This is a genomic window from Streptomyces sp. R28, assembly GCF_041052385.1.
In the GTDB taxonomy this organism is placed as follows: Bacteria; Actinomycetota; Actinomycetes; order Streptomycetales; family Streptomycetaceae; genus Streptomyces.
The window spans coordinates 5,062,046-5,076,602 of the sequence record NZ_CP163439.1; the positions used below are offsets into that span (position 1 = coordinate 5,062,046).

The following is a 14,557-nucleotide window of genomic DNA, read 5'->3' on the forward strand; positions in this document are numbered from 1 at the left end:
GACCCGGCCTGGGGTCTGATGGGTGGCACCAGCACCCCGGGGTTGCAGCACTGTGGGAAGAGCCTCGCGGTCGGGATCGGTTCGGGGATCAGTCTGGCAGTGCGGCCGACCTGGCCGACACCCGTCAGACGCCTGCCTCGTCGGTGGAGTTCCTGGGTCCGGTCAGGACGACCCCTTCGGGTCGCGTTCCGGGTTGTCAGGAGCCTTTCCACCGGCCGCGAGTTCGAACTCCGCTCGGGGATGTTCGAGTGAACCGAGGGAGACGACCTCCCTCTTGAAGAGTCCCGACAGGGTCCATTCGGCCAGGACGCGGGCCTTGCGGTTGAAGGTCGGAACCCTGCTGAGGTGGTAGACGCGGTGCATGAACCAAGCAGGGTAGCCCTTCAGCTTGCGTCCGTAGACGTGGGCCACACCTTGGTGGAAGCCGAGGGAGGCGACCGAACCCGCGTACTTGTGGGCGTACGTCTCCAGGGGTTCGCCGCGCAGGGAGTGGGCGATGTTGTCGCCCAGCACCTTCGCCTGGCGCACCGCGTGCTGGGCGTTGGGGGCGCACTCCTTGCCGGGATCGCCGGCGGCGACGTCGGGGACGGAGGCGGCGTCTCCCGCGGCCCACGCGTGCGTGGTGCCCTCGATGGTCAGCTCGGGGGTGCACTTCAGCCGACCGCGCTCATCAAGTGGCAGGTCGCTCGCGGCGAGGATCGGGTGGGGCTTGACGCCGGCCGTCCAGACGACCGTTCGGGTCGGGAAGCGGGCGCCGTCGCTGAGGACGGCGACGCGGTCCACGCAGGATTCCAGGCGGGTGTGCAGGCGTACGTCGATGTTGCGGCGGCGCAGTTCGGTGACGGTGTAGCGGCCCATGTCCTCGCCGACCTCGGGCAGGATGCGGTCCGAGGCCTCGACGAGGATCCACTTCATGTCCTCGGGCCGGACGTTGTGGTAGTAGCGCGTGGCGTAGCGAGCCATGTCCTCGAGTTCGCCGAGCGCCTCGACACCGGCGTAGCCGCCACCGACGAAGACGAAGGTGAGGGCCGCGTCGCGGATCGCGGGGTCGCGGGTGGAGGAGGCGATGTCCATCTGCTCGATGACGTGGTTGCGCAGGCCGATGGCCTCTTCGACGGTCTTGAAGCCGATGGCGTGGTCGGCGAGGCCGGGGATGGGCAGGGTGCGCGAGATGGAGCCGGGCGCGAGGACCAGTTCGTCGTAGGAGAGCTGTTCGCTGCCCGTGCCCTCCTCCTCGGAGGCCAGGGTGGAGAGGGTCGCGGTGCGTTTGGCGTGGTCGATGGCGGTGGCCTCGCCGATGATGATCCGGCACTGGGGCAGGACGCGGCGCAGCGGTACGACCACGTGGCGCGGGGAGATGGACCCTGCGGCCGCTTCGGGGAGGAAAGGCTGATACGTCATGTACGGGTCGGGAGTGACGACCGTGATCTCGGCCTCGCCCCGCCCCAGTTCCTGTTTCAGCCGCTGCTGGAGGCGCAGGGCCGTGTACATCCCGACGTAGCCGCCGCCGACAACGAGAATGCGCGCACGTTCCTTCACCATCCCATGACGCACCCGGCGCTTCCGTTTGTCCACAGGCCCGGCAATTTGTGTGACCGGAGATCGACGGCGCCGCGATTTGGCCGAATTGCCGGAGTGTGGGGAAGGTTCGCAGGTCAACGGGCGTGCGCCGGTGGACCTCAGGGGGTGAAATCTGGACGTAAACGACCCGTACTCCGATCGAGGGGCGCTCCGTGCGGAACGTGCCCCTTCTGAATTGACCCTCGCTCAACTATGTTCGTGTATCGACGGGGTGTAGGGGGATGCGCTCTTCGGGTCCGCGCGTCACACAGGGCGGGTTCGTGGTCCGGGCTTGTTCCGCGACGCTCCGGCTTTGCAATGACGGGGAGTGTCTCCGGGGGGAGACGTCATTACCGGGGGATCGCTTATGCATGTTCAGGATTCTCGTTGGTCTTCCGCGTCCGCCATCACATCGGGCGGCGGAGCGGTGGGCGGCACGATGAGCGCGGCTGCGAGCAACGGACGCGGGGACAGCTCGCGTACGACGCCGCTGCGCGTGGACGCACAGCGCAATCTGGAGCACGTGCTGCGTGCGGCGCGCGAGGTCTTCGGCGAGCTGGGGTACGGCGCGCCGATGGAGGACGTGGCGCGACGCGCGCGGGTCGGCGTCGGGACGGTGTACCGGCGCTTCCCGAGCAAGGACGTCCTGGTGCGCCGGATAGCCGAGGAGGAGACCTCCCGGCTGACCGACCAGGCGCGTACGGCGCTCGGTCAGGAGGACGAGCCGTGGTCGGCGCTCTCGCGCTTCCTGCGCACGTCTGTGGCCTCGGGCGCGGGGCGGCTGCTGCCGCCGCAGGTGCTGCGGGTCGGGGTCGCCGAGGACGGCACCGTGCTCGAGGAGGCCCGGGTACCGCAGCAGCGGTCGCAGCCGGGCACAGGTGAGCTGCGGCTGGTGTCCGATCAGCCTGCGGCGGTGCCGACGGACGTGATCGACGACGCCGGGGCGGCGGCACTGCTCGACGTGGTGGGCCAGCTCGTGGAGCGGGCGCGCGCGGCGGGTGAGCTGCGGGCCGACGTGTCGGTGTCGGACGTCCTGCTGGTGATCGCGACGGCGGCGCCCTCGCTGCCGGATGCGGCGCAGCAGGCGGCGGCCTCGGCGCGGTTGCTGGACATCCTGCTGGAGGGGCTGCGGTCGCGGCCTCAGGCGTGAGCCGGCCGAAGTGACGGCCGTTGCTTCGAAGTCGTCCCGTGGCTTCGAAGCAACGGCCATGACTTCGAAGGGGTGACCAAGAGGCGGGGTGCTGCGCTGCCCTCGCCTCGAATGAACGTCGCGGAACATGCCGCACATTTCCGTCGTCGCGCTCAACTCCCGTGCGGGCGAGGCTGTTTGAGGCACCCTTGTGCGGGTGAGGGCTAGTACTGCGGTGCGGGAATGGCCCACGGACGAGTGGATGGTCCGTACGGGTGGGTCCTGGCCGAAAGCCAATATGGCACCCTGACCCGGTGTCCGGGACGGGTAGAGCTGGCGGCGGGGGCTTTCCGCGATGAGCGTTGACGGTCGGGACGAGTCACCCGGTGAGGGCGACTCGTCGACTCCGCAGGTGCCGAGTCAGGGCGGACGGGCGGACCTGCCGCCGGGAGGCATGCCCCCGGGAGGCCGCGCTCAAGGGCGCGCGGAAGGCAGCGTCCCGGCTCAGCGCGACCGGCGCGAGGACAGCACGCTGCCACCGCCGCGCGAGCTGCCGCCCTCGGACGCCGACCTGATCGGGCGGATGCGCTCCGGCGACGACACCGCCTACGAGGAGCTGTACCGGCGCCACGCGGGGGCGGTACGCCGGTACGCGCGCACCTGCTGCCGTGACGCCCACACCGCGGACGACCTCACGGCCGAGGTGTTCGCCCGCATGCTCCAGGCGGTACGCGGCGGCTCCGGCCCCGAGCACGCCGTACGCGCGTATCTGCTGACCTCGATCCGGCGGGCCGCCGCGGACTGGACGAAGTCGGCGCGGCGGGAGCAGCTGGTCGACGACTTCGCGGTGTTCGCCGCCCAGTCCGCGCGTGTGTCCGAGGTGTCCGACGACACCGGGTCCTTCGGAGCGGGGCTGGACCTCGGCGCGGACGTGCGGGCGTTGCACGAGGCCGAGCAGTCCATGGCGATGCAGGCCTTCCGGTCGCTGCCGGAGCGCTGGCAGGCGGTGCTGTGGCACACCGAGGTCGAGGACGAGTCGCCGAGCGAGGTGGCCACGCTCTTCGGGCTCGACGCCAACGGCACGCGCGTGCTCGCCAGCCGCGCCCGCGAAGGGCTCAAGCAGGCCTATCTCCAGGCCCACGTCAGCGCCAGCCTCGTCGGCGACGAGGAGTGCGCCCGCTACGCCGACCGGCTCGGCGCCTACGCCCGCGGCAGCCTGCGCACCCGTGCCGAACGCGGCCTGCGCAAGCACCTGGAGGAGTGCGTCAAGTGCCGGCTGGCCGCGGGCCAGATCAAGGAAGTCGCCAGCGGTATCCCCGCCGTCGTGCCGGTCGCGGTCATCGGCTGGTTCGGCGCCGCCGGGTACGCCAAGGCAGCCGGGCTCATCGCCGGCGGTGCCGGGGCAGGTGCGGCCGGTGCTGCGGGGGCGGCCGCTGCGGCGGGCGGCAGTTCGTCCGGCGGGTCGAGCACCGGGGGCGGCGCGGCCGCTTCCGAGGGAGTGGGCGCGCCACTGAAGGCCGGTATCGCGGCCGGTGTGGTCGCCGTGGGCGTGACGGCGGCGATCGTGCTCGCGCTGGCCGGCAACGACCATCCGGCCGACAGGACGGACGCCAAGCAACCCCCCGTCCCCTCCCCCATCGTCGAGGAGACGCCGACGCCCGAGCCGTCGAAGGAGGAGTCGGCACCGAAGCCGCCGACACCGCAGCCGCCGGCGATCGTCCCGGCCGCGGAGCCGAAGCCCGACCCGACACCGACGCCGTCACCCACGCCCACCCCCAGTCCGACGCGCACGCCCTCCCCGACGCCGACTCCGCCGCCTCCCCCCACCCCGACACCCACACCCACGCCGACTCCGCCGCCTCCGCCCGCCCCGGCCGTCTACCAGTGGAGCGAGCTGTCGTACAACCTCACCGGCGACGGCACCGAGCCCGAGATGCGGCTCGGCGAGAGCAGCTGGGTGTGGCAGCGGTACGGCGTGTCGATCGCCGACAAGCAGTACGCGCACGGCGTCACCGTGCACGGCCGGTCCTCCGTCACCATCGACCTCAACCGGGAGTGCTCCGCCTACGACGCGATGGCCGGCGTCGACGACACGACCCTGGGGCTCGGCGCGTTCTCCTTCTCGGTCTACGCCGACGGCGTCCGGCTGTGGCGGTCCGGAGTGCTCAAGGGCGGGGACGCGGCGGTACCGGTCCATGTGAACCTCACCGGGCGCGAGACCGTCCGGCTCGTGGTCGAGCCGCACAGCACCTTCGACACCCTGATGCTGGCGGACTGGGCGGAGTCGAAGTTCAGCTGCGGGTAGGGCGGCCGAGGTCGCGCACGGCCTCGGCGAGGTCGCCTACGACGTCGTTCCGGGTCAGGGCAGTGCCTCGGGTGTGCTCGGCGGTGAACCGCTCGGCGTCCAGTGCCGTACGGGCGGTGGCCTCGGCCCGCTCGGCGTGCGCGCGCTCCGGCAGCGGGCGTGGGTGACCACGGCGCCAGCACTCCGAGGCGGCGAGCAGGCGAACCGCGCACGGATGGTCGCCGAGGCGGGTCAGCAGATCCGCCGCGGTGTCCGCGAGGGTCGCCGTGATCACATCGGCACACCCGCTCTCGACGGCCACCTGCAGCGCGTCGGCCAGGAGGGGCAGTCCGCGCTCCGGACCCGACTCGGCCGTCACGGTCATGGCTTCGACCGCCTTCAGCATCACGATGAACTGGGGCGGTGGCGTGCCTCGGGCCGTCTCCACGCGGGCCGCCTCGCACATCTGCCTGGCGAGAGTGGTCTCCTTGTCGTCCAGCGCGATCTGGGCCCGCAGCAGCAGGACGAACGCCCGTGAGTCCGTCACGCCGTAACGGTCGGCCGCCGCGCTCGCCTCGTCCAGCGCGGCCCGCGCGGCCGTACGGTCGCCCGAGCGGTAGGCGATCTCGGCCAGCCGGGCGACCAGGAACGGGGTCTCGGCGTACGCGCCCACCTCGTAGGCGAGCCGCAGCGCCTCCTCGTACTCGCCCTTGGCCTCCTCGAAGCGGCTGCGCGACATGGCCGTCTCGGCGGCGGCGCTGCACACCTGGGCCCACATCCAGCGGTCGCCGACGCGGCGGCTGAGGATCCGCAGTTCGGCGAGGTCGTCGTCGATGCCCTCCAGGCCGCCGGGTGAGTCGACGACCATGTGCGTACGGAACATCAGCGAGACGCCGACCTCCCAGTCGCCGCCGTGGGCACGGCAGTTGGCGACGGCGATGTCCATGGCGGCCCGGACGTCCCGCGGGCTGCCCAGGAAGAAGGCGATCAGCGGCCAGACGAGCCCCGGCAGCCGCGCCGACTGCGGGCCTCCCCGCTCGAAGAAGTCCCGCATCCGGGTCATGTAGCGCCGCATCCGCTCGTCCAGCAGCGCGGCGATGGATTCGGTCTCGGACTTGAGGAAGAGGTGGAGCAGCCGGAGGTTCATTCGCGGGATGTGCAGCGGGTGGTGAGTCTCCGTTTCCGGGGTGGCGAGGAAGGCGTCGATCGGGTCGGGGGAGGCGACGCCGGAGTCGAGGGCGGCCTGGGCCGTCCCCAGTCGCAGGGTCCGGTCTACCCAGGCTGCGCCCTCATGGCGGTAGTTGCGCAGCCACCAGAACCAGCCCATGGCGAGGACGATGGATGTGGCGTCCGGTTCGTCGCCCGCGGTGAGGGCGCGGTCGAGGGCCGCCCGGATGTTGTCCAGCTCCGTCTCCAGGCGGGAGATCCACGGGAGTTGGCCGGCGGAACGCAGCAGTGGTTCGGCCTGCTCGACGAGCGCGCGCACCCACGCGCGGTGCCGCCGCTCGGCCGCGACGCGCAGTTCGGGAACCTCGTCGGCGCGCTCGACGGCGTACTCGTGGATGGTCTCCAGCAGGCGGTACCGCATGCCGCCGGAGCCGTCCCGCTCTCCCGGGGTGGCCACGACCAGGGACTTGTCGACGAGCGCGCCGACGAGGTCCGCGACCGGCCCGGTGCACACGGCCTCCGCCGCCGCGAGGTCCCAGCCGCCCGCGAAGACGGACACCTCGCGCAGCACCGTGCGCTCCCGCTCGTCCAGCAGCTCCCACGACCAGTCGACGACGGCGCGCAGGGTCTGCTGGCGGGGCAGGACCGTACGGCTTCCGGAGGTGAGGAGGCGGAAGCGGTCGTCCAGACGGTCGGCGATCTGTCGGGGGGTGAGCAGCCGCAGCCGGGCGGCCGCCAGCTCGATGGCGAGCGGTAGGCCGTCGAGGCGGCGGCAGATCTCCGCGACGGCCTCCTGGTCGCGCTCGTCGCTCAGCACGGCGTCGGCGTCGGGGCCGGGGCCGACACCGGAGCCGGGGCCGGGGCGGACGGCCGCCGCGCGCTCCGCGAAGAGGCGGTGCGCCTGGTCGGGGAGCAGGGGCTCGACCGGGCGCACCAACTCGCCGGGGACGCCCAGGGGTTCACGGCTGGTGGCGAGGATCGTGAGCCCTGGGCAGCGGGTGAGCAGGGTTTCGGCGAGGGTGGCGGCCGCGTCGATGACATGTTCGCAGTTGTCAAGGATCAGGAGTCGGCTGCGCGGGGCGCAGTACTCGATCAGCAGGGCGACCGGGTCGTCCTGCTGGGCTGTCAGCTCGTTGGTCATGAGCACGGTCTCGCGCAGACCGAGGGCGTTGACCACCGCGCCTGGTACCGCCTCCGGCCGGTCGAGCGGGGCGAGCTCGACCAGCCATGCCTGCGGGAGGCCGACGGCGGCTTCCTCGGCGAGACGGGTCTTTCCAGAGCCGCCCGGTCCGGTGAGCGTGACCAGTCGGGCCCTGTGCAATTCGGAACGGATCGCGTCGAGTTCGAGTTCCCGGCCCACGAAAGAGGTAAGTCGCGGACGGAGGTTGCCGGTGCGTTCGGGGGGCTGGGGGTGGGGTTGCGGCTCGGGTCGCGGTTGCGGCTCGGGTTCCGCCTCGGAGGGCGCCTGGGTCAGCAGCTCGGTGTGCAGGGCGCGGAGGTCGGGGCCGGGGTCGGTGCCGAGGCCGTCGGCGAGGGCGTGGCGGGCGGTTTCGTAGGCGGTGAGGGCGTGGGCGGGGCGGCCCGTGTCGCGCAGGGCGCGGATGAGGAGGGCGTGCAGCGGTTCGTCGTACGGGTGCGCCGCGGTCAGTTCCCTCAGTTCCGGTACGGCGTCCTGGGCGCGGCCGAGTCGAAGCTCCGCCTCGATGCGGGCCCGGGTCGCCTCCAGCCGCAGGGCCTCCGGGCGGGTCGCGGCGGCGGTGCGGTCGGGGAGGTCGGCCAGGGCGGGGCCGCGCCACAGGGCGAGGGCGGCGGCGAGGTCGTGGGCGGCGGTGGAGGGGTCGCCGCTGTCGAGGGCGGAGGTGCCCTGGCGTACGAGGCGTTCGAAGACGAAGAGGTCGACGTCGTCTTTCGACGCGGTGAGTCGGTAGCCGCCGGGGGCGGAGGTGATCGCGTCCTTGCCGAGCGTGCGGCGCAGGCGGCCGATCAGGGCCTGGAGTGCGGCGGGGGCGTCATGGGGCGGGGTGCCGTCGCCGGACCAGACATCGTCGATCAGGGTGTCGGGGGTGGTGAGGCGGCCGGGGCGCAGGGCCAGGGCTGTGAGCAGCGCGCGGAGGCGGGGGCCGCCGATGGGTATGGCGGTGCCCTGGTCGTCCTCTGCCTGGGTGACGCCCAGGATTCTGTACTGCACCGGGTCATTGTCGCGGGGGTGGCTGTGGGTGGCACGGGTTTTGGCGGCCGGGAGGGTCGGGGCAGCCCCCGGGGGGCGAGTCAGCCTGACGGGTGGGTCAGGGGTTCGTGGTTGCGGTGGTCGTCCAGGTGCGCCGGAAGGGTTCTCGCCCCCGCCGCCCCTACCCGTCCCATCCTGAAGGGGCTCCGCCCCTTCCACCCCGCCAGGGGGCTCCGCCCCCTGCACCCCCATCGGCCCTGAACGGGCCTCGTCCTCAAACTCCCCCAGAGGGGGCACCCCCAGACGGGCTGAATGCCACAGCCGCGATCGTGCTCATACGCCGGGCAGGCTGGATGATGCTCACCGGCCTCGAGAAGTGAGTCCTGCCGTCGTTCAGGGCAGCCCTCGTGTACGCAGTACCTATGCCTGCCGCGCCGCCCCCGCACCCAGCGCGCCCCGCTGCGGCTTGATCCCCGCCGGTACCGCGCGTTGCCGTGCCGGCGTGCCCGTCCAGCAGGTGCCTCGGCGGGCCAGTAGGCGGTGCAGCCACAGCTCCAGGGAGACCAGGTCGGCCAGGCCGTCCAGGGGGAGGGGTTCGCCTTCGGCCGCTGCGCGCAGGGCCTTGCGGACCACGCGGGCCTCGACCAGGCCCGCTTGGGCGAGGAGAGGGGTGCTGAAGAGGGCCATCAGGGGGTCCGCGGCCACCCTCAGACCCGTTCGCGCCGCCACCGCCGCCGACGCGTGCGACGGGGCGCCCCAGCCCGGCGGGAGGTCGGCGACTCCGGCGCCCTCCAGGACCGTACGGAGTATCGCGGCGCGGGCGCCGGGCTGGACGCGCAGGGCTTCCGGGAGGGCTCGGCAGGCGCGGACGACCTGGTTGTCGAGGAACGGGGCGTGCAGGCGTTGGAAGCGGATCTCGGCGGCCTGTTCGAGGACACGTAGGTCGGCTGCGTGGCGGGCCAGTGCCGCACGCGCGCGGTAGTCGCCGGGGCGTTGGCCGGGGCCCACCCCGTTGCGGCTCGTCGCCGCTTGCAGGCGAACCGATACTTCAGCCAGCGCCTCGCCGGTCAGCCAGCGGGCCGCCGGGCCCGGTCTGGCCCAGGTGAGCGCGGCGAGCGACGCCCCTACGGCCCCTCCGGGTTCGTCGAAGCGGCGGTCCATCAGGCGGGCGGCCAGGGACTCCAGGCCCGTGCGATACGGCGTGCGGGCCAGCTTTCTCGCCGCGCCGTACACGCGCGCGGGGACCAGCACCGAACCGTCCGCCTTCGCCAGTGCCGCGACCGGGCGGACCAGGTGGCGGCGTTTGCGGTCCATCAGGAGGTCCGCGAGGCGGGCCGGGTGTGCGTCCAGGACCTGACGGGCGCCGTAGCCGGTGAAGTGGTCCGCGCTGCCGGACGCCAGGCGGGCGCGGTGCCTCGCCGCCGTCACCAGGCTGGGGCCCGGCTCGTCCGTCAACGGGCCGTCCAGGTCGGCGTACGGCAGTGTCTCCTCGCCGCCCGTCACCACTACGTGGTGCAGGCGGGGGTTGGCCGCCAGGGTTCCCGCCCTCTCCAGCTCGGCCTCGCGGCCGCCTACCGCGAGGTCGTTGAAGGTGACCGCCAGGAGGCGCTCCCCCGCGCCCGTGCCGTGGCCCAGGACCGTGCCCGGCATCCCCGGGAGGCCGGCGGCCAGCAGGGCGAGGGTGCCTGACGCGGGGCCGCCGGACAGGTCCGACCCGATACCCGGAACCGGCATCCCGCGCGCGGCCCGCCGTTCGGCGGGGCCCATCCCCGGGACCGGCCCCGGGTCTATGTCGGCGCCGGGAACATGGCGAGGTGCGGACAGACGCGCGCGTACCGCCTCCACCAGGGCGTCGCGTACGGCGTCCACCGCACTGTCCGGGTCCGCGGTCGGCGCCGCCACCGCCAGCGAGGCGACCTGCTCGTACCCGGCGATCTCCCGTGCCCCGGCGCGCAGGATCAGCGCATGCCCCGGTGGAATGCGGCGTACGCCGTCGTACGGGGTGGAGTCGTGCACAGCCGCCGGTACGTCGGGGGCGGCCAGCAGGGCGGCGAGGTGGCCGAAGTCGAGGTTGGCCTCGATGAGGTCGGCGAGCGGGAGCGCGGCCGTCGCATACGCCGTACCGCCCGCCCAGGGGGTGTGGAACACGGGCCGTGCGCCTGCCAGATCGCCGCACACGGTGATCCTGCGGCCGACCTGGACGACGGCCGTGTAGCTGCCGGACCACGCCGTCAGATGCCGAAGTGCCCCTCCGCGCGCGGCGAACAGGCCGACCCGCAGTTGCTCGTCGCTCGCCCCGCAGGTGCCGAGGACCGCGATCCGGGTCTGCTCGTCGGCCTTCACCACGCGCACCTCGTCCGGCCGCCAGTCGCCGACCGCCCACAGCGGATCCGGGTCACCCCACAGGAGTTGGGACCCCACCGGGTGCACGGTCTCGCCGTCGCTTCCGGTTGCCCCCGCGGAGCCGATCCCGGCGGCCACCGCGGCGGTGCTGCTCCATCCCACCAACCACCGCATCGACGCCTCCACAGGCTGTGGACAACCAGTGCACCGCACGAACCGGTGCACCATGCTGCCATGAAGGACGCGCGGCGGTGGGGCGGCGGAGCCGCTGGAGATCCCGGAGTTGCGCCCTTGAGGGCGCCCCCGCGTCGGCACGAACGCGACCCACGCGTGGTCGCCGTGCCACCCGAACACCCGGACGGGGCAAGGAGATCGAGACGGGTGGGCAAGGGGAACACGCCACGTCAGCACCGCGTCAGCACCACAGCTTCGACGCGAATGCGCCCCCGATACGCTCCCCTAAAACGCCCCCTGCGCCCTCAAGTTCCGTGGTGGGAGCGGTAATTACCCAGAAGCAGCAGGGTCGATTTTCAGCCAAATCGGCGCTGTAGGGACAGGCTCGCGCACGCTCCGTACAAGTCCTGCGTACTACTCGCCGTGCTCGGCGTGCTCGGCGAGCGCGCAGTCCGGGGAACGGTGCACGCCCCCCGGACCGTTCCGCCACCCGCGGGGATGTAGGCGGCGGAATCCCCCAGCCCACTGGATCCAGTACAGCGGGCCGACCCACGCAGAATCCATGGAACCGCTCCCCCGGTGGCCGGAGAAGAGCGCACGGACGGGCGCACGGCCACACAGCGGGAGCACGTCACAACTGTGCGTAGGGGGCGCGCACTTGAGTACGGACCACAATCCCGCCAACCGGAACAATGCCCCTTAACGCTTGGGATGCGGCGAACTACGCTGGGTTTACGAATGCCGCGTGGTTATGCCAGCGCGGCAGCCGTCTGTGTCGAGGGGTGGCGCATGTCCAGGGAGCAACGCGGGCCGAACGAAAAGCTCGGCACCGTTCTCGCCCTCGCGGGAATCAGCAACGCAGGACTCGCTCGACGCGTCAACGATCTTGGCGCTCAGCGGGGACTGACTCTTCGCTACGACAAGACGTCGGTGGCGCGCTGGGTGTCGAAAGGCATGGTGCCGCAGGGTGCCGCACCGCACCTCATCGCGGCCGCCATCGGCCACAAGCTGGGCCGTCCGGTGCCGCTCCACGAGATCGGCCTGGCGGACGCGGACCCCGCACCGGAAGTGGGCCTCGCCTTCCCCCGGGACGTCGGACAGGCGGTGAAGTCGGCGACGGAGCTCTACCGTCTCGACCTCGCCGGGCGCCGCGCCGGCTCCGGCGGCATCTGGCAGTCACTGGCCGGATCGTTCGCAGTAAGCGCATACGCAACGCCCGCCTCACGGTGGCTGATAACCCCGGCCGACAGCTCGGTCGCGCGCGAGGTGAACCCTTCCGAGGACGCCGGCGCACCGCTCAAAGTCGGCCACAGCGATGTGCAGAAGCTGCGGGAGGCCGCCGAGGACGCCAGGCGCTGGGACTCCAAGTACGGAGGCGGCGACTGGCGTTCGTCCATGGTGCCGGAGTGCTTACGGGTGGAGGCGGCACCGCTGCTGCTCGGCTCGTACTCCGACGACGTGGGTCGGGCGCTGTTCGGTGCCTCGGCCGAGCTCACGCGTCTCGCCGGGTGGATGGCCTTCGACACCGGGCAGCAGGAGGCCGCGCAGCGGTACTACATCCAGGCGCTGCGACTCGCGCGCGCGGCCGCCGACGTACCCCTCGGCGGGTACGTGCTGGCGTCGATGTCGCTCCAGGCGACCTACCGGGGCTTCGGCGACGAAGGCGTCGACCTCGCCCAGGCCGCTCTGGAACGCAACCGGGGGCTCGCCACGGCCCGCACCATGAGCTTCTTCCGGCTCGTCGAGGCACGCGCGCACGCGCGCGCCAGTGACGCGCAGGCGGCCGGCGCGGCGTTGAAGGCGGCGGAGGGGTGGCTGGAGCGGTCCCGGGAGGGGGACAACGATCCGTCCTGGCTCGGGTTCTACTCCTACGACCGGTTCGCCGCGGATGCCGCGGAGTGCTACCGGGATCTGAAGGCGCCGCGGCAGGTGCGACGATTCACGGAGCAGGCACTGTCGAAGCCGACGGAGGAGTTCGTACGGTCGCACGGGCTGCGGCTCGTCGTTTCGGCGGTGGCCGAGCTCGAGTCGGGCAATCTCGATGCGGCGTGCGAGCAGGGGGTGCGGGCGGTGGAGGTCGCGGGGCGCATATCGTCGGCTCGCACTACCGAGTACGTGAAGGATCTTCTGCATCGGCTGGAGCCGTATGGGGATGAGCCGCGGGTGGTGGAGTTGCGGGAGCGAGCTCGGCCGTTGTTGATGGCTCCGGCGTAAGCGCTCCGCTTCCGGGGCCGGGGTGGCCTCGCGTCCGCCTGGTCGCTGTGCACGGGCGGCTGCGGGTTGTGTGTGGCTTGTCGCGCAGCCCTGTGCGTTTGAACGCGTTGTCAGTGGCGCAGTGCACTATCGAAGCCGGAGGTGGTGCAGGTGGCGCGGCAGGGGCGGTCGGGCGGGTACGACTGTGATGTGCTCGTGGTCGGTGGCGGGATCGTCGGGCTGGCCACGGCTTATGCGATCACGCGTGCCGCGCCGGGGACACGGGTGACCGTGCTGGAGAAGGAGCCGGGGCCCGCCCGGCATCAGACGGGGCGCAACAGCGGGGTCATCCACAGCGGGATCTACTACCGGCCGGGCTCGCTGAAGGCGCGGTACGCGGTGCGGGGTGGCGCCGAGATGGTCAAGTTCTGCGCGGAGTACGGCATCGCGCACGCCGTCACCGGCAAGCTGATCGTCGCGACCGAGCGGGAGGAGCTGCCGCGGCTGCACGCCCTCGTGCAGCGCGGGCGGGAGAACGGCATTCCGGTACGGGAGCTGGGCGCCTCGCAGATCGCGGAGTACGAGCCCGAGGTGCAGGGGCTCGCCGCGATACACGTCGGGACGACGGGCGTGTGCGACTTCGTCGGGGTCGCCCGGCAGCTGGCCGAGGCGTCGGGGGCGGAGATCCGGTACGGCGCGCAGGTCGAGCGCGTCGACCGGCGGGCCGAGCTGGGGGTCGCTGTACGCACCACGCGCGGGGACGTGGTGCGGGGGCGGGTGCTGGTGAACTGTGCCGGGCTGTACTGCGACGAGGTGGCCCGGATGACGGGGGACGATCCGGAGATGCGGATCGTGCCGTTCAGAGGGGAGTACTACTCGCTGGCGCGGCCCGAGCTGGTGCGGGGACTGGTGTATCCGGTGCCGGATCCGGCGTTCCCGTTCCTCGGGGTGCACCTCACGCGCGGGATCGACGGGGGTGTGCACATCGGGCCCAACGCGGTGCCGGCACTGGCCCGGGAGGGGTACCACTGGGGCGTCGTACGGCCGCGGGAGGTCGCGACGACGGTGGCGTGGCCCGGCGTGTGGCGGATGGCGCGGCGGCACTGGCGGTACGGAGGCGGGGAGCTTCGGCGGTCGGTGTCCAAGGCGGCGTTCGGCGTCGCGGTGCGCAGGCTGTTGCCGGCGGTGACGGCGGACGACCTGGTGCCCGCGGCAGCCGGGGTGCGGGCGCAGGCGGTGTTGCGGGACGGGACGCTGGTGGACGACTTCCTGATCCGGGAGGGGCCACGGGCCGTGCATGTGCTGAACGCACCGAGCCCTGCGGCGACGGCTTCCCTGCCGATCGGGCGGGAGGTGGCCCGCCGGGCGTTGGCGGTGCTGGGGGAGGCTTGAGCGACCGGTCGACTGTGCTCAGGGAGGCCCACTTGAGCAGCACGAGGTCGGCCTTGGAGAGCACGTAAAATCGACCCCACTGTGTCTGACTCCCTCAACGCCCCCGAAATCCCCCAGCCCGGCACCTCCGGTCAGCCCCGCACCGCTG

Annotated in this window: 7 protein-coding genes; 4 read left to right on the plus strand and 3 right to left on the minus strand. The window is 72.5% G+C overall.

Annotation, left to right across the window (positions count from 1 at the left end):
* Positions 1 to 162: 162 nt before the first annotated feature.
* The gene (locus AB5J49_RS22445; protein WP_369170411.1) at positions 163 to 1,542 is read right to left on the minus strand and encodes an NAD(P)/FAD-dependent oxidoreductase; all 1,380 of its coding nucleotides are present in this window, start codon (positions 1,540 to 1,542) and stop codon (positions 163 to 165) included.
* 385 nt (positions 1,543 to 1,927) lie between these two features.
* Here AB5J49_RS22445 and AB5J49_RS22450 point away from each other — a divergent pair, with 385 nt between their 5' ends.
* Both AB5J49_RS22450 and AB5J49_RS22455 read left to right on the plus strand, forming a co-directional pair.
* A complete protein-coding gene (locus tag AB5J49_RS22450) occupies positions 1,928 to 2,710 on the plus strand; it encodes a TetR/AcrR family transcriptional regulator (RefSeq protein ID WP_369170412.1) in 783 nt (260 codons plus the stop codon).
* A gap of 334 nt (positions 2,711 to 3,044) precedes the next feature.
* Positions 3,045 to 4,994, plus strand: a complete 1,950-nt coding sequence (locus AB5J49_RS22455; protein WP_369170413.1) for a sigma-70 family RNA polymerase sigma factor — start codon at positions 3,045 to 3,047, stop codon at positions 4,992 to 4,994.
* On the opposite strand, the gene AB5J49_RS22460 is transcribed toward AB5J49_RS22455, so the two are convergent.
* Together AB5J49_RS22460 and AB5J49_RS22465 are read right to left on the minus strand one after the other, a co-directional pair.
* Positions 4,981 to 8,328, minus strand: coding sequence for a BTAD domain-containing putative transcriptional regulator (locus tag AB5J49_RS22460; RefSeq protein WP_369170414.1), 3,348 nt, complete (start codon positions 8,326 to 8,328; stop codon positions 4,981 to 4,983). The two genes, AB5J49_RS22455 and AB5J49_RS22460, sit on opposite strands and share 14 nt — an antisense overlap.
* A 399-nt stretch (positions 8,329 to 8,727) precedes the next feature.
* The gene (locus tag AB5J49_RS22465; protein WP_369170415.1) at positions 8,728 to 10,824 is read right to left on the minus strand and encodes an asparagine synthase-related protein; all 2,097 of its coding nucleotides are present in this window, start codon (positions 10,822 to 10,824) and stop codon (positions 8,728 to 8,730) included.
* A 789-nt stretch (positions 10,825 to 11,613) separates the two neighbouring features.
* Between AB5J49_RS22465 and AB5J49_RS22470 the strand changes: the two genes are divergently transcribed.
* Together AB5J49_RS22470 and lhgO are read left to right on the plus strand one after the other, a co-directional pair.
* Entirely contained in the window at positions 11,614 to 13,038 is a 1,425-nt protein-coding gene (locus AB5J49_RS22470; RefSeq protein WP_369170416.1) for an MFS transporter, read from the plus strand.
* Positions 13,039 to 13,188: 150 nt separating this feature from the next.
* The gene (lhgO, locus tag AB5J49_RS22475) at positions 13,189 to 14,409 is read left to right on the plus strand and encodes an L-2-hydroxyglutarate oxidase (protein WP_369170417.1); all 1,221 of its coding nucleotides are present in this window, start codon (positions 13,189 to 13,191) and stop codon (positions 14,407 to 14,409) included.
* The last annotated feature ends 148 nt before the right edge of the window (positions 14,410 to 14,557 follow it).